Here is an 18,526-nt window from a genome sequence, read left to right as displayed (position 1 = left end):
ATGTCCGGCGCGCCCACCCCGCTGCTCACTGCATTGCTGATCAACGGCGAACTGGTCCAGGGCCAGGGTTTTGCCGAGCCGATCCTCAACCCGGCCACCGGTGCAGTCCTCACCCAGATCGCCGAAGCCAGCACCGAGCAGGCCGAGACCGCGATCCTTGCCGCCCACCGCGCCTTTGCCGGTTGGTCGCGCACCACGCCGCAACAACGCTCGAATATCTTGCTGGGCATTGCCGACGCCATCGAAAAACAAGCCGACTACCTGGCCCGCCTGGAATCCCTGAACTGCGGCAAGCCGCTACACCTGGCGCGCCAGGACGACTTGAGCGCCACCGTCGATGTGTTCCGCTTTTTTGCCGGGGCGGTGCGTTGCCAGACCGGGCAACTGAGCGGCGAATACCTGCCGGGCTACACCAGCATGGTGCGTCGCGATCCGATTGGCGTGGTGGCCTCGATTGCGCCGTGGAACTACCCGCTGATGATGGCCGCGTGGAAAATCGCCCCGGCCCTCGCCGCCGGTAATACCTTGGTGTTCAAACCCTCGGAACATACGCCGCTGTCGATCCTCGCCCTTGCCCCGGTCCTCAAAGACCTGTTGCCACGCGGCGTGATCAACATTCTATGTGGCGGCGGTGAAGGCGTCGGCAGCCATCTGGTCAGCCACCCCAAGGTGCGCATGGTTTCGCTGACCGGCGATATCGTCACCGGGCAGAAGATTCTGCAGGCCGCCTCCAAGACCCTGAAACGCACGCACCTGGAACTGGGCGGCAAGGCGCCGGTGATCGTGTGCAACGACGCCGACCTGCAAGCCGTGGTCGAGGGCGTACGCGCCTACGGTTACTACAACGCCGGCCAGGACTGCACCGCCGCGTGCCGCATCTACGCCCAGGCCGGTATCCACGACAAACTGGTCGCCGAGCTTGGCGCCGCCGTGAGCAGCCTGCGCTTTGCCGGCAAGCGCGACGCCGACAACGAACTCGGCCCGCTGATCAGCACACGCCAGCGCGACCGCGTGGCCAGCTTTGTCGAACGCGCCCTCGGCCAGCCGCATATCGAACGCATCACCGGCGCCGCCGTGCATTCCGGCGCGGGCTTCTATTACCAGCCGACGCTGCTGGCCGGCTGCAAACAGAACGATGAAATCGTGCAGCGCGAAGTCTTCGGCCCGGTGGTCACGGTGACGCGCTTCGATGAGCTGGAACAGGCGGTGGACTGGGCCAACGACTCTGAGTATGGCCTGGCCTCGTCGGTGTGGACCCAGAACCTGGACAAGGCCATGCAAGTGGCCTCGCGCCTGCAATATGGCTGCACCTGGATCAACAGCCATTTCATGCTGGTCAGCGAAATGCCCCATGGCGGGTTGAAGCGCTCGGGGTATGGGAAGGATCTGTCCAGCGATTCGCTGCAGGACTACAGCGTGGTACGGCACATCATGGCGCGCCACGGCCAGCATCTTTAAAACAACAACTAAGCTCTTGCGTTACCGGTTCAAACAACTGCCCCGACCATAATTAAAGAAGAGGGAACCCCCATGTCTGCGCACAAGACCGCACTGCTCAGTGCTTTGACTACCGCGCTGCTGGCCAGCGCCAGCCTCCAGGCCGCCGAACCGCTCAAGGCGGTGGGTGCCGGTGAAGGCCAACTGGATATCGTCGCCTGGCCTGGCTATATCGAACGTGGCGAAAGCGACAAGGCCTACGATTGGGTCAGCGGTTTCGAGAAGGAAACCGGCTGCAAGGTCAACGTGAAAACCGCCGCCACCTCGGACGAAATGGTCAGCCTGATGGCCAAGGGCGGCTATGACCTGGTGACCGCGTCCGGCGATGCCTCGCTGCGGCTGATCGTCGGCAAGCGCGTGCAACCGATCAATACCGCGCTGATCCCCAACTGGAAGAACATCGACCCGCGCCTGAAAGACGCGCCGTGGTACGTGGTCGGCCAGCAAACCTACGGCACCCCGTACCAGTGGGGCCCGAACGTGTTGATGTACAACACCAACGTATTCAAGACCGCGCCCACCAGCTGGAATGTGCTGTTCGACCCGCAGAACCTGCCGGACGGCAAGCCGAACAAAGGTCGCGTGCAGGCGTACGACGGCCCGATCTACATCGCCGACGCGGCGCTCTACCTCAAGTCGGCCAAGCCGGAATTAGGCATCCAGAACCCCTACGAACTGACCGAAACCCAGTACAAGGCCGTGCTCGAATTGCTGCGCGCCCAGCAACCGCTGATCCACCGCTACTGGCACGACACCACCGTGCAAATGAGTGACTTCAAGAACGAAGGCGTGGTGGCCTCCAGCGCCTGGCCGTATCAGGTCAACGGCCTGCAGAACGAGAAGCAGCCGATTGCTTCGACCATTCCGAAGGAAGGCGCCACCGGCTGGGCCGACACCACCATGTTGCACAGCGAGGCCAAGCACCCGAACTGTGCCTACAAATGGATGGACTGGTCGCTGCAACCGAAGGTCCAGGGCGATGTGGCCGCCTGGTTCGGCTCCCTGCCGGCGGTGCCGGCGGCGTGCAAGGAAAGCGAATTGCTCGGCGCCGAAGGCTGCAAGACCAATGGGTTCGACCAATTCGACAAGATCGCCTTCTGGAAAACCCCGCAGGCGGAAGGCGGCAAGTTCGTGCCGTACAGCCGCTGGACCCAGGATTACATCGCGATCATGGGTGGCCGCTAAGGTCTCCCAGACAACAGAGGTCTCCTGTGGGAGGGGGCTTGCCCCCGATAGCGGTACATCAGACACACTTGTGTCGACTGGTGCACAGTCATCGGGGGCAAGCCCCCTCCCACATTGACCGCATTCACAGATGTTTTGTTTTTTCAGAAGTCCAGGCCGGGCCGCTGCGACGACCCGTGCCTTTTTGGAGCACCGCACCATGACGCTTGCAGTCCAATTCACCCACGTTTCCCGTCAGTTCGGCGAAGTGAAAGCCGTTGACCGGGTTTCCATCGATATCCAGGACGGCGAGTTCTTTTCCATGCTCGGCCCTTCCGGCTCGGGCAAGACCACCTGCCTGCGCCTGATCGCCGGGTTCGAGCAGCCGAGCGCAGGCTCGATCCGCATCCATGGCGAGGAAGCCGCCGGCTTGCCGCCGTACCAGCGCGACGTTAACACCGTGTTCCAGGATTACGCGCTGTTCCCCCATATGAATGTGCGCGACAACGTCGCCTACGGCCTCAAGGTCAAGGGCGTGGGCAAGGCCGAGCGCCTGAACTGCGCCGAAGAAGCCCTGGCCATGGTCGCCCTCGGCGGCTACGGCGAGCGCAAGCCGGTGCAGCTCTCCGGTGGTCAACGCCAACGCGTGGCCCTGGCCCGCGCCCTGGTCAATCGCCCGCGTGTGTTGCTGCTGGATGAACCCCTGGGCGCCCTCGACCTCAAGCTGCGCGAACAGATGCAAAGCGAGCTGAAAAAGCTGCAACGCCAACTGGGCATCACCTTTATCTTCGTGACCCACGACCAGACCGAAGCGTTGTCGATGTCCGACCGCGTGGCCGTATTCAACAAAGGTCGCATCGAGCAGGTCGACACCCCGCGCAACCTCTACATGAAACCCGCCACCGCGTTCGTCGCCGAGTTCGTCGGCACCTCCAACGTGATTCGTGGCGAGTTGGCCCAGCGCCTCAGCGGCAGCGCGCAGCCGTTTTCGATCCGTCCGGAACACGTGCGCTTTGCCGATGGCCCGCTGGGCGCCGGCGAAGTGGAAATCAGCGGCCTGCTCCACGACATCCAGTACCAGGGCAGCGCCACCCGCTATGAACTGAAACTGGAAAACGGCCAGGCGTTGAACATCAGCCAGGCCAACAACCAGTGGCTGGACATCAGCAGCGGCCACCAGATCGGCCAGTCCATCACCGCGCGTTGGGCGCGGGAAGCCATGACGCCACTGACCGACAGCGCAAACGAGGTGTGACATGAGCCTGGCTATTTCCCACCCGCCGATGCGCAGGTTTTCCAACCTGCTCTACCGCAAGCCCAACCTGTACCTGGCGATGCTGCTGGTGCCGCCGTTGATCTGGTTCGGCGCGATCTACCTGGGTTCGTTGCTGACCCTGCTGTGGCAAGGTTTCTACGCCTTCGACGACTTCACCATGGCGGTCACGCCAGACCTGACCCTGGCCAACTTCGCCGCGCTGTTCCAGCCGTCGAACTTCGACATCATCGTGCGCACCTTGAGCATGGCGATCGTGGTGTCGATCGCCAGCGCCATCGTGGCCTTCCCCATCGCCTACTACATGGCGCGCTACACCACGGGCAAGACCAAGGCGTTCTTCTACATCGCGGTGATGATGCCGATGTGGGCCAGCTATATCGTCAAGGCCTATGCCTGGACCTTGCTGCTGGCAAAGGGCGGCGTGGCGCAGTGGTTCGTGCAGCACCTGGGCCTGGAGCCGGTGTTGCAGTTCGTGCTGGGCATTCCCGGCGTGGGCGGCAGTACCTTGAGCACCTCGCACCTGGGGCGGTTCATGGTGTTCGTCTATATCTGGCTGCCGTTCATGATCCTGCCGATCCAGGCGTCCCTGGAACGCTTGCCACCCTCGCTGCTGCAAGCCTCGGCCGACCTCGGCGCCAAACCGCGCCAGACCTTCATGCAGGTGATATTGCCGCTGTCGGTGCCAGGGATTGCCGCCGGTTCCATCTTCACCTTCTCGCTGACCCTGGGCGATTTCATCGTGCCGCAACTGGTCGGCCCGCCCGGCTACTTCGTCGGCGGCATGGTGTACGCCCAGCAGGGCGCCATCGGCAACATGCCCATGGCCGCAGCGTTCACCCTGGTACCCATCGTGCTGATCGCGGTTTACCTGTCCATCGTCAAACGCCTGGGGGCCTTCGATGCACTCTGAAAAATCCTCACTAGGCCTGAAGATCGCCGCCTGGGGCGGGTTGGTGTTTCTGCACTTCCCGATCCTGATCATCTTCCTCTACGCCTTCAACACCGAAGAAGCCGCGTTCAGCTTTCCGCCCCAGGGCTTCACCTTGAAGTGGTTCAGCGTGGCGTTCGCACGGCCGGACGTGCTGGAAGCGATCAAACTGTCGCTGCAGATCGCCGCCATCGCCACGCTGATCGCCATGGTGCTCGGCACACTGGCCTCGGCGGCGCTGTATCGCCGTGAGTTCTTCGGCAAGCAAGGCGTGTCGCTGATGTTGATCCTGCCGATTGCCCTGCCGGGGATCATCACCGGTATCGCGCTGCTGGCGACGTTCAAGACGCTGGGCATCGAGCCGGGGATGTTCACCATCATCGTCGGCCACGCGACCTTCTGCGTGGTGATCGTCTACAACAACGTCATCGCCCGCCTGCGCCGTACCTCCCACAGCCTGATCGAGGCTTCGATGGACCTGGGCGCCGACGGCTGGCAGACCTTCCGCTACATCATCATGCCCAACCTGGGCTCGGCGCTGCTGGCCGGCGGCATGCTCGCCTTTGCGCTGTCGTTCGACGAAATCATCGTCACCACCTTCACCGCCGGCCACGAACGCACCTTGCCGCTGTGGCTGCTTAACCAGTTGAGCCGCCCACGGGATGTGCCGGTGACCAACGTGGTGGCGATGCTGGTGATGCTGGTGACGATGTTCCCGATTCTCGGTGCCTATTACCTGACCCGCGGCGGTGAAAGCGTGGCCGGGAGTGGCGGTAAATAACGATGCTATTGAAGGAACACGGTTCAAATGTGGGAGGGGGCTTGCCCCCGATGGCAGTGGGTCAGTTGTAGAGGGTGTGACTGGAAGAATGCTATCGGGGGCAAGCCCCCTCCCACATTTAGAGCCAGTTTATTCAAGGAAATAACGATAGTTGGTGGAGAGCTGAACCATGCAAACCAAATTACTGATCAACGGCCAACTGGTCGAAGGCGAAGGCCCGGCGCAGGCTGTATTCAACCCGGCGCTCGGCCGCGTACTGGTAGAAATCAAGGAAGCCAGCGAAGCCCAGGTCGACGCCGCCGTGCGCGCCGCCGATGCGGCCTTCGAAGGCTGGTCGCAAACCGCGCCCAAGGATCGTTCGCTGCTGCTGCTGAAACTGGCGGACGTGATCGAGGCCCACGGTGAAGAGCTGGCCAAGCTGGAATCGGACAACTGCGGCAAGCCCTACAGCGCCGCGCTCAATGATGAAATCCCGGCGATTGCCGACGTGTTCCGCTTCTTTGCCGGCGCCAGCCGATGCATGAGCGGCTCGGCCGGCGGTGAATACCTGCCCGGCCATACCTCGATGATTCGCCGCGACCCGGTGGGCGTGATCGCGTCCATCGCGCCGTGGAACTACCCGCTGATGATGGTCGCCTGGAAAATCGCCCCGGCCCTCGCCGCCGGTAATACCGTGGTGCTCAAGCCGTCGGAGCAAACCCCGCTGACTGCATTGCGCATGGTCGAACTGGCCGCTGAAATCTTCCCGGCCGGCGTGCTCAACCTGGTGTTCGGCCGTGGGCCCACCGTGGGCAGCCCGCTGGTGAGCCACCCTAAAGTGCGCATGGTGTCGCTGACCGGTTCCATCGCCACCGGTGCAAACATCATCTCCAGCACCGCCGACAGCGTGAAGCGCATGCACATGGAGTTGGGTGGCAAGGCGCCGGTGATCATTTTCAACGACGCCGATATCGACGCCGCCGTAGAAGGCATCCGCACCTTCGGCTTCTATAACGCTGGGCAGGATTGCACCGCGGCCTGCCGTATTTATGCACAGGCCGATATCTACGATGCGTTTGTCGAGAAGCTCGGCGCGGCGGTCGCCAGCATCAAGTATGGATTGCAGGATGACCCGGCCACCGAGTTGGGTCCGCTGATTACCGCGCAACATCGCGACCGTGTCGCCGGGTTTGTCGAGCGGGCCGTGGCACAACCGCATATTCGCCTGGTGACCGGCGGCAAGGCGGTGGAAGGCAATGGCTTCTTCTTCGAACCCACCGTGCTGGCCGACGCGCAACAAGACGACGAGATCGTGCGCCGCGAAGTCTTCGGGCCGGTGGTATCAGTGACCAAGTTCAACGATGAAGCTCAGGTGCTGGGCTGGGCCAACGATTCGGACTACGGGCTGGCCTCGTCCGTGTGGACCGCCGATGTAGGACGCGCCCATCGCTTGGCCGCACGTCTGCAGTACGGCTGCACCTGGGTGAACACCCACTTCATGCTGGTCAGCGAAATGCCTCACGGCGGTCAGAAACTGTCTGGCTATGGCAAGGATATGTCCATGTACGGGCTGGAGGACTACACCACCGTCCGGCATGTGATGTTCAAGCACTGACGATTCAACCCGGCATCCTCGGTGGATACCGGCGGCAGAGCGCCAAGCCCTGATCGAGTTGCACACCGCGCCCAAGGCCGACTACCTGGCAGGCGCCAGAGCTGTGGGTGAAGTCGCCTGAAATGCAGTCTAAATGTGGGAGGGGGCTTGCCCCCGATAGCGGTGGACCAGCGCAGTATTCAGTGACTGGCACACCGCTATCGGGGGCAAGTCCCCTCCCACATTTGGATCTTCATATTTCTTAAGTAAAGTGTTCGGCCACAGAATTGGAAATGTCTTGTCGCATTTGCAACGCCATCACCCAGCTATCAATCAATTTTCCTACGTCATCGAACCGCTTAAGCTATCCGGCGTCTGTTTAATGTCCGTTGCGTTTGGTCGAAGGCATGTCCGAACCGTAATTTCTGATCCGCTACGCGCCAGGAACGGCGCGGGATTTGCTCACGACAGGTTGTCTCTATGCACCGCAGGAATTTGCTCAAAGCGTCCATGGCCATTGCGGCTTACACCGGTTTGTCGGCCAGCGGCCTGCTCGCCGCCCAGGCCTGGGCCGGGAACCGTGCTGCCGATGGCAAGGCCGTGGCGTTCGACTTCGACACGCTCAAGGCCCAGGCCAAACAACTCGCCGGGACCGCTTACAAGGACACCAAACAGGTGCTGCCGCCCACGCTCGCGACCATGACCCCGCAGAATTTCAACGCCATCGGCTACGACGGCAACCATTCGCTGTGGAAGGAATTGAACGGCCAACTGGACGTGCAGTTCTTCCACGTCGGCATGGGCTTCAAGACGCCGGTGCGCATGCACAGCGTCGACCCCAAGACCCGCGAAGCCCGTGAGGTGCATTTCCGTCCTTCGCTGTTCAACTACGAAAAAACCACGGTCGACACCAAACAGCTGACCGGCGACCTGGGCTTCTCCGGCTTCAAGCTGTTCAAGGCGCCGGAGTTGGACCGCCATGACGTGCTGTCATTCCTCGGTGCCAGCTACTTCCGTGCGGTGGATTCCACCGGCCAGTACGGCCTTTCCGCCCGTGGCCTGGCCATCGACACCTACGCGAAAAAACGCGAGGAGTTCCCCGACTTCACGCAGTTCTGGTTCGAAACCCCGGACAAGAACGCCACCCGCTTCGTGGTCTACGCCCTGCTCGACTCGCCGAGCGCCACCGGCGCGTACCGCTTTGATATCGACTGCCAGGCCAACCAGGTGGTGATGGCCATCGACGCGCATATCAATGCGCGTACCACCATCGAACAACTGGGCATCGCGCCAATGACCAGCATGTTCAGTTGCGGCACCCACGAGCGCCGCATGTGCGACACCATCCACCCGCAGATCCACGACTCAGACCGCCTGGCCATGTGGCGCGGCAACGGCGAGTGGATCTGCCGCCCGCTGAACAATCCGGCCAAGCTGCAATTCAACGCGTTTGCCGATAAAGACCCGAAAGGCTTCGGCCTGGTGCAGACCGACCATGAGTTCGCCAGTTACCAGGACACCGTGGACTGGTACAGCAAGCGCCCGAGCCTGTGGGTCGAACCGACCACCGCCTGGGGCGAAGGCTCGATCGACCTGCTGGAAATCCCTACCACCGGCGAGACGCTCGATAACATCGTGGCCTTCTGGACTCCGAAAAAACCCGTGGCCGCCGGCGATTCACTCAACTATGGCTACAAGCTGTACTGGAGCGCGCTGCCGCCGGTGAGCACGCCGTTGGCGCAAGTCGATGCAACCCGCTCGGGCATGGGCGGTTTCACCGAAGGCTGGGCACCGGGTGAGCACTACCCGCAAGTCTGGGCGCGCCGCTTTGCCGTGGACTTCAAGGGCGGCGGCCTGGATCGCCTGCCGCCGGGCACCGGCATCGAGCCGGTGGTGACCTGTTCCCATGGCCAGGTGAAGGACTTCAGCGTGCTGGTACTGGATAACATCAAGGGCTACCGCATCCTGTTCGACTGGTACCCGACCAGCGACAGCGTGGAGCCGGTGGAACTGCGCCTGTTCATTCGCACCCAGGACCGCACCTTGAGCGAAACCTGGCTGTACCAGTACTTCCCGCCGGCACCGGACCAGCGCAAGTACACCTGATGCACCGCGTTCCCACGCTTGCGTGGGAACGCCCCCTCCTCGTTTCAGAACCGCGACACACTCTTCATCGCACCAATCAAATAACGCATCGCCACCTGATCGTTCTCGGTCAGTGCGCGGTACTGCGCCAGCAACTCCTCTTCATCCGAGCTCAACCTTCGCCCGCGCAAAGACACCCTGCGGGTCAGAAAAGACGCTACCGCACCCGCTACACCATAGGACTTGGCCATGGACTGCTTCTCCTGATATCCATCAAATACTCCTGGTGCCCATTACCCTTCTCCCTAAAGCGCAACGTCTGTGTGGGAAAACCGACTGACTTCCTGGGCCAGAAATCAGGCTTACCCTAAGCGTAGAAACGATCTCGCCGAGCGTGCGATTTTTTTAGAGTAATCACTTAAATAATTACATCGGTAACAAATACCTACAGCGTGATCCCACGCTATGAACGCAAAAAAACCCACCGGGTGAGGGTGGGTTTCGGCGGAGCGTGTCAGGGCTCAATCTCTCAAATCTGATTCATGAATGGGCTGGTCACGATGGGTTGCGCGCTGGTACTGCGCCGGCCAGATTGCCTTGCGCCCACCCAGGTCATCATCGGCGTGCAACGGCCAGTACGGGTCGCGCAACAGCTCACGGGCAAGGAAGATGATATCCGCCTGGCAGGTGCGCAGGATGTGCTCGGCCTGGGCCGGCTCGGTGATCATGCCTACGGTGCCGGTGGCGATGCCCGACTCCTTGCGCACGCGCTCGGCGAAGCGGGTCTGGTAGCCAGGGCCGGTGGGGATCTCGGCGTTGGCGGCGGTGCCACCAGACGAAACGTCGATCAGGTCCACGCCCAGGTCTTTCAGGCGACGTGCCAACTCCACGGTTTCATCCGGGTTCCAGCCGTCTTCCACCCAGTCGGTGGCCGATACCCGCACAAACAGCGGCAGTTCCTGGGGCCAGACCTCACGCACTGCCTGGGTCACCTCAAGCACCAGGCGGATGCGGTTTTCAAACGAGCCTCCGTACTGGTCCTGACGCTGGTTGCTGATGGGTGAAAGGAATTGATGCAGCAGGTAACCATGGGCTGCGTGAATTTCCACCACTTCGAAACCGGCGGTCAGCGCGCGTTTGGCAGCGGCGACGAAATCGGCGATCACCTGCTGGATCTGCCTTTCGTCCAACTGCCTGGGTTGGGTGTGCTGAGGGTCGAAGGCAATCGGTGACGGCCCCACCGGCACCCAGCCGCCGTCCTCCGGCTTGACGCTGCCATGCTTGCCGATCCACGGCCGGTGGGTGCTGGCCTTGCGCCCGGCGTGGGCCAGTTGAATGCCGGCCACCGCGCCCTGGGCGGCAATGAAGCGTGTGATGCGTTGCAGCGGTTCGATCTGGGCATCGTTCCACAGGCCCAGGTCCTGGGCGGTGATGCGGCCATCGGCGGTCACGGCGGTGGCTTCGGTGAAAATCAGCCCGGCGCCACCGACGGCGCGGCTGCCAAGGTGCACCAGGTGCCAGTCATTGGCCAGGCCGTCATCGCTTGAGTATTGGCACATCGGTGAGACCGCGATGCGGTTGAGCAGGGTCAATTGACGCAGGGTATAGGGTTCGAGCAGCTGACTCATGGCGCACCTCTTCTGGGTTCTGTGGGCACTATTCAAACGGTGCTTAGAGCCTAGTCGACAACGCTGGATTGCACAGGGTTCAGAAGGAAAAGCGGGAGCCGATTGCCGGCTCCCGTGTGACTGCCGCTTACATTTCGACCTGGGTGCCCAGCTCGATCACGCGGTTGACCGGCAGCTTGAAGAAGCGCAGGTTGCCGTTGGCGTTCTTCAACATGAAGGCGAACAACCCTTCGCGCCAACGGGCCATGCCCTTGATGCGCGAGGCGATCACGGTTTCGCGGCTGAGGAAGTAGGTGGTGCGCATCGGGCTGAAATCCAGGTCATCCAGGTGACAAAGTTTCAGCGCTTCAGGCACGTCCGGCTCATCGGTGAAACCAAAGTGCAGGATCACGCGGAAGAAGCCTTCGCCGTAGGAGTCCACCTCGAAGCGCCGTGCGGCGGGTACGCGGGGAATATCCTCGTAGACCACCGTCAGCAGCACCACTTGCTCATGCAACACCTGGTTATGCAGCAGGTTGTGCAACAGCGCGTGGGGCACGGCGTCCGGGCGGGCAGTGAGGAACACGGCGGTACCCTGCACGCGATGGGGCGGCTGCACGCGGATACTGCCGATAAAGATCGGCAACGGCAGGCCGCCCTCGTCGAGGCGCTCCACCAGCAGTTGCTTGCCGCGCTTCCAGGTGGTCATCAGCACGAACAGCACAATCCCCGCCAGCACCGGGAAGGCGCCACCCTGGATGATCTTCGGCACGTTGGCGGCGAAGTACAGCCCGTCGACCAACAGGCAGCAGACCAACACCGGCACGGCCAGGATCGGTGGCCATTTCCACAGCAGCAGCATCACCGCCGACACCAGGATGGTGGTCATCAGCATGGTGCCGGTCACCGCCACGCCGTAGGCCGATGCCAGTGCGTTGGAGGACTCGAAGCCGAGCACCAGCAGGATCACGCCGACCATCAGCGACCAGTTCACCGCGCCGATGTAGATCTGGCCCTGTTCGGCGCTGGAGGTGTGCTGGATATGCATACGCGGGATGTAACCCAACTGGATCGCCTGGCGCGTCAACGAGAACGCACCGGAAATCACTGCCTGGGACGCGATCACCGTGGCCAGGGTGGACAACACCACCAGCGGGATCAGTGCCCAACTCGGGGCCAACAGGTAGAACGGGTTGCGCGCGGCTTCCGGATCGCCCAGCAGCATGGCGCCCTGACCGAAATAATTGAGCACCAGCGCCGGCAGCACCAGCATGAACCACGCCCGGGCGATGGGTTTGCGCCCGAAGTGGCCCATGTCGGCATACAGCGCTTCGGCACCGGTCAGCGCCAGCACCACCGCGCCGAGGATGGCTACGCCAATGCCGGGGTGAGCCTCGAAGAAGCGTATGGCCCACATCGGATTCATGGCACTGAGCACTTCAGGGTGCAGGGTGATGCCATACACTCCGAGGCCGCCCAGCACCAGGAACCAGGTCACCATCACCGGCCCGAACAGCTTGCCGATGTGGTCGGTGCCATGCTTCTGGATCAGGAACAGCGCCACCAGCACCACCAGGGCGATGGGCACGACCCATTTCTCCAGGCCGTCGAACGCCAGTTCCAGGCCCTCAACCGCGGACAATACGGAAATCGCCGGGGTGATCATGCTGTCGCCATAGAACAGCGCCGCGCCGCACAGGCCGCACACCACGAGGAAACTGCGCAGTTTCTTACGCTCCCCCGCCGCCCGCCGTGCCAGTGCCGTGAGCGCCATGATGCCGCCCTCGCCCTGGTTGTCGGCGCGTAGCACGAACAGCATGTACTTGATCGAAACCACCCAGATCAGCGACCAGAAGATCAGCGCCAGGATCCCCAGCACGCCATCATGGTTGACCTGAACCCCATAACCGCCGTTGAACACCTCTTTAAGGGTGTAGAGCGGGCTGGTCCCGATATCGCCGTAAACCACCCCGACCGCTGCCACCAGCATGCCAATCGGCTTGGCGTTTGACTGCTCGGCACCTGCTGCCTGACTACTCGCGTGACCCATCAACCACTCCTGCCCTTTGACCTGCGGTCTTTTATTAACAACGCGTCTAAGCTGACCCTAGCATGCGCCGTTTTACTTCTCGTAACAGACGTTTTGTTGACCTTAGGGTTTTACCTACGCACAACGGCGCGAAGCATAGCGCAGCACTCGTCGCATTTCGCTGTTCAAGTGATTTGGGTGGGGTTTTGTGCAACCGGTCATAGGTAACAGGGCATTTTGAATAAATGTAGTAAAGGTTAAAAAGCAATCTGTGGCGAGCGGGCTTGCCCCGCGTTGGGTTGCGAAGCAGCCCCAAAAAAGCTGGGAGCGCTACGCACTCCAACGCGGGGCAAGCCCGCTCGCCACAGCAAGCCCGCTCGCCACAGGGTATTTATCGCCTGTTCTACCTAAAGACCTGAAAGGGTTGGGTCTAATAATGTGACAACGGCAGCTTGAATAGCGCAAAGAAGCACTCGTCGCATTTCCCTGCATAAAGCTGGTCAAGTGCGCTGCCCGCCGCTAGAATTGCGCACTTTTTGATCAGAGGCGCGCCAAGCGCCCGTCCGCAGCCCTGTCGTGCCCGACTGGCGGCGTCATTCAATACCGAGGTTAGACATGTCCACCACCATCGCAAAAGCCAACCCCAAGGTTGGCTTTGTTTCCCTGGGTTGCCCGAAGGCTCTGGTCGACTCCGAGCGCATCCTCACGCAACTGCGTATGGAAGGCTACGACGTTGTGTCCACCTACCAGGACGCTGACGTGGTGGTGGTCAACACCTGCGGCTTCATCGACTCGGCCAAGGCTGAGTCCCTGGAAGTGATCGGCGAGGCCATCAAGGAAAACGGCAAGGTCATCGTGACCGGCTGCATGGGCGTGGAAGAAGGCAATATCCGCAACGTGCACCCGAGCGTGCTGGCCGTGACCGGCCCGCAGCAGTACGAGCAGGTGGTCAACGCCGTGCACGAGGTGGTGCCACCGCGCCAGGACCACAACCCGCTGATCGACCTGGTGCCGCCGCAAGGCATCAAGCTGACCCCGCGCCACTACGCGTACCTGAAGATTTCCGAAGGCTGCAACCACAGCTGCAGCTTCTGCATCATCCCGTCGATGCGCGGCAAGCTGGTCAGCCGTCCGGTCGGTGACGTGCTGGACGAGGCCCAACGCCTGGTCAAATCCGGCGTCAAAGAGCTGCTGGTGATCTCCCAGGACACCAGCGCCTACGGCGTCGACGTGAAATACCGCACCGGTTTCTGGAACGGCGCGCCGGTGAAGACCCGCATGACCGAACTCTGCGAAGCCTTGAGCAGCCTGGGCGTGTGGGTACGCTTGCACTACGTTTACCCGTACCCGCATGTGGACGAACTGATCCCGTTGATGGCCGCCGGCAAGATCCTGCCGTACCTGGACATCCCGTTCCAGCACGCCAGCCCGAAAGTGCTCAAGGCCATGAAACGCCCGGCCTTCGAAGACAAGACCCTGGCGCGCATCAAGAATTGGCGCGAGATCTGCCCGGAGCTGATCATCCGCTCGACCTTCATCGTCGGCTTCCCCGGCGAAACCGAAGAAGATTTCCAGTACCTGCTGGACTGGCTGACCGAAGCCCAATTGGACCGCGTCGGCTGCTTCCAGTACTCGCCGGTGGAAGGCGCCCCGGCCAACCTGCTGGACCTGGCCGTGGTGCCAGACGACGTCAAGCAGGACCGTTGGGAGCGTTTCATGGCGCACCAGCAGGCCATCAGCTCGGCGCGCCTGCAACTGCGTATCGGCAAGGAGATCGAAGTGCTGATTGACGAAGTCGACGAGCAAGGCGCAGTCGGCCGTTGCTTCTTCGATGCGCCGGAGATCGACGGTAACGTGTTTATCGACGATGCCAGCGGTTTGAAACCAGGCGACAAGGTCTGGTGCACCGTGACCGATGCCGATGAATACGACCTGTGGGCTGAAAAGCGCGACTGATCGGTGTAAAAAAATCAAAAAGCCCTGCTTCTGGACAAGATGCGGGGCTTTTTTAGGTCTATCGTTTTGCCCATCAGCGCCGATCATCGGCAAGGGGCAGCGGGCATGCGTCAGCATTCGGTTATCCACACACCTAAAACCAGCGACTACCCCGAGTTGGCGCGGATCTGGGAGGCATCGGTACGCGCCACCCATGACTTTCTGCCAGACACTTACATCGAGTTGTTGAAAAACCTGGTGCTGTCCCGCTACCTGGATACCGTGATGCTGATCTGCACCAAGGACGCCCGCCAACGCATCACCGGGTTTGCCGGGGTAGCGGCCGGCAAGGTCGAGATGCTGTTTATCGACCCGCAACACCGGGCTGGTGGCCTGGGCCGGCAGTTGCTGCGGTATGCAATCGAGCACTTGAACGCCGAAGCGCTGGACGTCAACGAACAGAACCACCAGGCGCTGGGCTTTTACTTCAAACAAGGTTTCGAGGTGATCGGACGCACGGAGCATGATGGGCTCGGCCAGCCTTATCCGTTACTGCATATGCGCCTGGCAACACCTGACACAAGGGTCAACAACTGTGGGAGGGGGCTCGCCCCCGATAGCCGATCACCAGCCACTGGATTGTTTGCTGATACACCGCCATCGGGGGCAAGCCCCCTCCCACATTCAGACCCGGTTGTGCCAAATAAGACCGCCCCCTGAAATGGGGCCGGGATTAACCGCGCCCACACAGGTACAATAGCCGCCCCCTTTTGTTACGGCCCTTGTCATGACTGACCCCATACGCCTCTCCAAACGCCTTATCGAACTGGTCGGTTGCTCCCGTCGGGAGGCTGAGCTGTTCATCGAAGGCGGCTGGGTCTCGGTGGACGGTGAAGTGATCGACGAACCGCAGTTCAAGGTCACCACCCAGAAGGTCGAACTCGACCCGCAGGCCAAGGCCACTGCGCCGGAGCCGGTGACCATCCTGCTGCACGCCCCGGCCGGCGTGGATGCTGAAACGGCCATGGCGTCGATCAGCGCCGAAACACTCTCCGAAGAACACCGCTTCGGCAAGCGCCCGCTCAAGGGCCACTTCCTGCGCCTGACCGCCAGCGCCGACCTGCAAGCCAAGGCCAGCGGCCTGCTGGTGTTCACCCAGGACTGGAAGATCCTGCGCAAGTTGACTGCCGATGCGGCCAAGATCGAGCAGGAATACGTGGTGGAGGTCGAAGGCGACATGGTTGCCCACGGCCTCAACCGCCTGAACCACGGCCTGACCTACAAAGGCAAGGAGCTGCCGGCCGTCAAAGCCAGTTGGCAGAACGAAAACCGCCTGCGCTTTGCGATGAAAAACCCGCAGCCGGGCGTGATCGCACTGTTCTGCGAAGCAGTTGGACTGAAAGTCATCGCCATTCGCCGTATCCGCATCGGTGGCGTGTCCATCGGCAAAGTGCCGGTCGGCCAGTGGCGTTACCTGAGCGGCAAAGAGAAGTTCTAAGCCGCCGCCCTTTTCCGACACCGCCTGACGGGCGGTGTCCTCAGTTGAATACCAGGATTGCCCACCATGATTCACAACGACGTACTGCGCAGCGTGCGCTACATGCTCGACATCAGCGACAACAAGATGGTCGAGATCATCAAGCTCGGCGGCATGGACGTGACCAAGGATGACCTGCTCACCTACCTCAAGAAGGACGAGGAAGAAGGCTTCGTGTTCTGCCCGGACGAAGTCATGGCGCATTTCCTCGATGGCCTGGTGATCTTCAAGCGCGGCAAGGACGAAAGCCGTCCGCCGCAACCGATCGAGACGCCGGTGACCAACAACATCATCCTCAAGAAGCTGCGTGTGGCCTTTGAACTGAAGGAAGACGACATGCATGCCATCCTCAAGGCCGCCGAGTTCCCGGTATCCAAGCCGGAACTGAGCGCGCTGTTTCGCAAGTTCGGCCACACCAACTACCGTCCGTGCGGCGACCAGTTGCTGCGTAATTTCCTCAAGGGCCTGACCCTGCGGGTTCGTGCGTAAGCCATGAGTTACCACGTCTCGCCCGTCGGCTTCGTGCGCTCCTGTTTCAAGGAGAAGTTCGCCATCCCGCGCCAACCGCAGTTGGCGCCGGCCGCCCGTGGGGTACTGGAGCTAGTGGCGCCGTTCGATGGAGGTGAAGCGGTGCAAGGCCTGGAGCAGGTCAGCCATGTGTGGTTGCTGTTCCTGTTTCACCAGGCACTGGAAGACAAGCCGCGCCTGAAAGTGCGCCCGCCGCGCCTGGGCGGCAACACATCCATGGGCGTGTTTGCCACCCGCGCAACCCATCGCCCCAACGGCATCGGCCAGTCGGTGGTCAAGCTGGACAAGGTGGAACCGGGGCGCCTGTGGGTTTCCGGGATCGACTTGCTGGATGGCACGCCGATCCTGGATATCAAGCCGTATGTGCCGTATGCCGACAGTGTCGACAGGGCCACCAACAGCATCGCCAGCGCAGCGCCGCAGCTGATCCCCGTGCAGTGGCTGAAGACTGCGCTGCAACAGGCACAAGAGCATGCTCAGCGTCTTGGCGAGCCTCTGGTTGAGCTGGTTGATCAGTGCCTGGCGCAGGATCCGCGGCCGGCGTATCAGGTGCCAGGGCCGGAACGGGAATACGGGGCGCAGTTCTGGGATGTGGATGTGCGTTGGCACTATCCCGAGGCAGGAGTGATTTGTGTGTTGGAAGTGCTACCGGCTGGATAAGCCGAAAACCCAAAGTGAGAGGGGGCTTGCCCCCGATAGCGGTGTGTCAGCTACCGATGTATCAACTGACACGCCCTCATCGGGGGCAAGCCCCCTCCCACATTTGGATCTTCTGTATGGCCCAGTCAGCATATGGCCTGACTGTCTTACTTCTCGACGAACGCACGCTCGATCAGGTAATCACCCGGCTCACGCATGCGTGGCGAAACCTTCAGGCCGAAGCTGTTCAGCACTTCACTGGTTTCGTCCAACATACTTGGGCTGCCGCACAGCATGGCACGGTCGTCCTCGGGGTTGATCGGTGGCAGGCCGATATCGCTGAACAGCTTGCCGCTGCGCATCAGGTCGGTCAGGCGGCCTTCGTTTTCGAACGGCTCGCGGGTCACGGTCGGGTAGTAGATCAGCTTGTCACGCAGGGCCTCGCCGAAAAATTCGTTCTGCGGCAGGTGCTCGGTGATGAATTCACGGTAGGCGACTTCGTTGACGTAACGCACGCCGTGGCACAGGATCACCTTTTCGAAACGCTCGTAGGTTTCCGGGTCCTGGATCACGCTCATGAACGGCGCCAGGCCGGTACCGGTGCTGAGCAGGTACAGGTGTTTGCCCGGCTTCAAATCGTCAAGCACCAGGGTGCCTGTCGGCTTTTTGCTGATGATGATCTCGTCGCCTTCCTTCAAGTGCTGCAATTGGGAAGTCAGCGGGCCATCGGGCACCTTGATGCTGAAGAACTCCAGATGCTCTTCCCAGTTCGGGCTGGCAATGGAGTAAGCGCGCATGAGCGGGCGGCCGTTGGGTTGTTGCAGGCCGATCATCACGAACTGACCGTTCTCGAAGCGCAGGCCCGGATCGCGGGTGCACTTGAAGCTGAACAGAGTGTCGTTCCAGTGATGAACACTGAGGACACGCTCGTGGTTCATGTTGCTCAT

At 61.6% G+C, this 18,526-nt stretch carries 15 protein-coding genes and 1 pseudogene; 12 read left to right on the top strand and 4 right to left on the bottom strand.

All coding sequences use genetic code 11. The annotated features are described in order from the left end of the window. The 7 genes from ACZ445_RS06035 to ACZ445_RS06005 all read left to right on the top strand — a co-directional run bounded on the left by ACZ445_RS06035 (position 1) and on the right by ACZ445_RS06005 (position 9,325). Positions 1-1,458, top strand: coding sequence for a gamma-aminobutyraldehyde dehydrogenase (locus ACZ445_RS06035; RefSeq protein WP_464708083.1), 1,458 nt, complete (start codon positions 1-3; stop codon positions 1,456-1,458). 72 nt (positions 1,459-1,530) lie between these two features. Then, positions 1,531-2,682, top strand: coding sequence for a putative ABC transporter substrate-binding protein YdcS (gene ydcS / locus ACZ445_RS06030; RefSeq protein ID WP_058423745.1), 1,152 nt, complete (start codon positions 1,531-1,533; stop codon positions 2,680-2,682). Between the two features lie 199 nt (positions 2,683-2,881). Beyond that, entirely contained in the window at positions 2,882-3,916 is a 1,035-nt protein-coding gene (locus ACZ445_RS06025) for an ABC transporter ATP-binding protein (protein ID WP_464708082.1), read from the top strand. Position 3,917: 1 nt separating this feature from the next. Continuing rightward, positions 3,918-4,847 (top strand): ABC transporter permease, encoded by a 930-nt coding sequence (locus tag ACZ445_RS06020; protein WP_464708081.1) that lies wholly within the window; start codon positions 3,918-3,920, stop codon positions 4,845-4,847. Beyond that, positions 4,837-5,646, top strand: coding sequence for an ABC transporter permease (locus ACZ445_RS06015; protein ID WP_025856826.1), 810 nt, complete (start codon positions 4,837-4,839; stop codon positions 5,644-5,646). Before ACZ445_RS06020 ends, ACZ445_RS06015 begins: the two co-directional genes overlap by 11 nt. Before the next feature lie 169 nt (positions 5,647-5,815). Further along, positions 5,816-7,240 carry a gamma-aminobutyraldehyde dehydrogenase gene (locus ACZ445_RS06010; protein ID WP_179030304.1) on the top strand — a complete coding sequence of 475 codons (1,425 nt, stop codon included), beginning with the start codon at positions 5,816-5,818 and terminating at the stop codon, positions 7,238-7,240. 459 nt (positions 7,241-7,699) lie between these two features. Then, positions 7,700-9,325 carry a glucan biosynthesis protein D gene (locus ACZ445_RS06005; RefSeq protein ID WP_179030305.1) on the top strand — a complete coding sequence of 542 codons (1,626 nt, stop codon included), beginning with the start codon at positions 7,700-7,702 and terminating at the stop codon, positions 9,323-9,325. 44 nt (positions 9,326-9,369) lie between these two features. Here the strand turns inward: ACZ445_RS06005 and ACZ445_RS06000 are convergent, their stop codons facing one another. The 3 genes from ACZ445_RS06000 to ACZ445_RS05990 all read right to left on the bottom strand — a co-directional run bounded on the left by ACZ445_RS06000 (position 9,370) and on the right by ACZ445_RS05990 (position 12,961). Continuing rightward, on the bottom strand, positions 9,370-9,555 hold the full coding sequence (locus ACZ445_RS06000; RefSeq protein ID WP_179030306.1) for a hypothetical protein: 186 nt from the start codon (positions 9,553-9,555) through the stop codon (positions 9,370-9,372). 270 nt (positions 9,556-9,825) lie between these two features. Next, positions 9,826-10,932: an NADH:flavin oxidoreductase/NADH oxidase gene (locus ACZ445_RS05995; RefSeq protein ID WP_179030307.1), complete on the bottom strand. Its 1,107-nt coding sequence runs from the start codon at positions 10,930-10,932 to the stop codon at positions 9,826-9,828. Positions 10,933-11,059: 127 nt separating this feature from the next. Then, complete coding sequence (locus tag ACZ445_RS05990) at positions 11,060-12,961, bottom strand: potassium transporter Kup (protein ID WP_058423752.1); 1,902 nt, start codon at positions 12,959-12,961, stop codon at positions 11,060-11,062. Positions 12,962-13,555: 594 nt separating this feature from the next. Here ACZ445_RS05990 and rimO point away from each other — a divergent pair. The 5 genes and pseudogenes from rimO to tsaA all read left to right on the top strand — a co-directional run bounded on the left by rimO (position 13,556) and on the right by tsaA (position 17,600). Beyond that, the gene (gene rimO / locus ACZ445_RS05985) at positions 13,556-14,896 is read left to right on the top strand and encodes a 30S ribosomal protein S12 methylthiotransferase RimO (RefSeq protein ID WP_003231334.1); all 1,341 of its coding nucleotides are present in this window, start codon (positions 13,556-13,558) and stop codon (positions 14,894-14,896) included. Between the two features lie 105 nt (positions 14,897-15,001). Beyond that, positions 15,002-15,442 (top strand): annotated as a pseudogene (locus ACZ445_RS05980) (GNAT family N-acetyltransferase); the annotation flags it as partial. A gap of 220 nt (positions 15,443-15,662) precedes the next feature. Next, positions 15,663-16,373, top strand: coding sequence for an rRNA pseudouridine synthase (locus ACZ445_RS05975; RefSeq protein WP_058423753.1), 711 nt, complete (start codon positions 15,663-15,665; stop codon positions 16,371-16,373). A gap of 66 nt (positions 16,374-16,439) precedes the next feature. Continuing rightward, a complete protein-coding gene (locus ACZ445_RS05970) occupies positions 16,440-16,901 on the top strand; it encodes a YehS family protein (protein ID WP_010212675.1) in 462 nt (153 codons plus the stop codon). Between the two features lie 3 nt (positions 16,902-16,904). After that, complete coding sequence (gene tsaA / locus ACZ445_RS05965) at positions 16,905-17,600, top strand: tRNA (N6-threonylcarbamoyladenosine(37)-N6)-methyltransferase TrmO (protein ID WP_310862640.1); 696 nt, start codon at positions 16,905-16,907, stop codon at positions 17,598-17,600. A 146-nt stretch (positions 17,601-17,746) separates the two neighbouring features. On the opposite strand, the gene fpr is transcribed toward tsaA, so the two are convergent. After that, positions 17,747-18,526 carry a ferredoxin-NADP reductase gene (gene fpr, locus ACZ445_RS05960; RefSeq protein ID WP_003189055.1) on the bottom strand — a complete coding sequence of 260 codons (780 nt, stop codon included), beginning with the start codon at positions 18,524-18,526 and terminating at the stop codon, positions 17,747-17,749.

The organism is Pseudomonas allii (genome assembly GCF_055380095.1).
Note: the sequence above shows the minus strand (reverse complement) of the source record. Positions and strands in the feature narration are given on the sequence as shown.

Coding starts and splice junctions, on each gene's coding strand:
- ACZ445_RS06035 (WP_464708083.1), top strand. CDS start 1: ATGTCCGGCGCGCCCACCCCGCTGCTCACTGCATTGCTGATCAACGGC.
- ydcS (WP_058423745.1), top strand. CDS start 1,531: ATGTCTGCGCACAAGACCGCACTGCTCAGTGCTTTGACTACCGCGCTG.
- ACZ445_RS06025 (WP_464708082.1), top strand. CDS start 2,882: ATGACGCTTGCAGTCCAATTCACCCACGTTTCCCGTCAGTTCGGCGAA.
- ACZ445_RS06020 (WP_464708081.1), top strand. CDS start 3,918: ATGAGCCTGGCTATTTCCCACCCGCCGATGCGCAGGTTTTCCAACCTG.
- ACZ445_RS06015 (WP_025856826.1), top strand. CDS start 4,837: ATGCACTCTGAAAAATCCTCACTAGGCCTGAAGATCGCCGCCTGGGGC.
- ACZ445_RS06010 (WP_179030304.1), top strand. CDS start 5,816: ATGCAAACCAAATTACTGATCAACGGCCAACTGGTCGAAGGCGAAGGC.
- ACZ445_RS06005 (WP_179030305.1), top strand. CDS start 7,700: ATGCACCGCAGGAATTTGCTCAAAGCGTCCATGGCCATTGCGGCTTAC.
- ACZ445_RS06000 (WP_179030306.1), bottom strand. CDS start 9,555: ATGGCCAAGTCCTATGGTGTAGCGGGTGCGGTAGCGTCTTTTCTGACC.
- ACZ445_RS05995 (WP_179030307.1), bottom strand. CDS start 10,932: ATGAGTCAGCTGCTCGAACCCTATACCCTGCGTCAATTGACCCTGCTC.
- ACZ445_RS05990 (WP_058423752.1), bottom strand. CDS start 12,961: ATGGGTCACGCGAGTAGTCAGGCAGCAGGTGCCGAGCAGTCAAACGCC.
- rimO (WP_003231334.1), top strand. CDS start 13,556: ATGTCCACCACCATCGCAAAAGCCAACCCCAAGGTTGGCTTTGTTTCC.
- ACZ445_RS05975 (WP_058423753.1), top strand. CDS start 15,663: ATGACTGACCCCATACGCCTCTCCAAACGCCTTATCGAACTGGTCGGT.
- ACZ445_RS05970 (WP_010212675.1), top strand. CDS start 16,440: ATGATTCACAACGACGTACTGCGCAGCGTGCGCTACATGCTCGACATC.
- tsaA (WP_310862640.1), top strand. CDS start 16,905: ATGAGTTACCACGTCTCGCCCGTCGGCTTCGTGCGCTCCTGTTTCAAG.
- fpr (WP_003189055.1), bottom strand. CDS start 18,526: ATGAGCAACATGAACCACGAGCGTGTCCTCAGTGTTCATCACTGGAAC.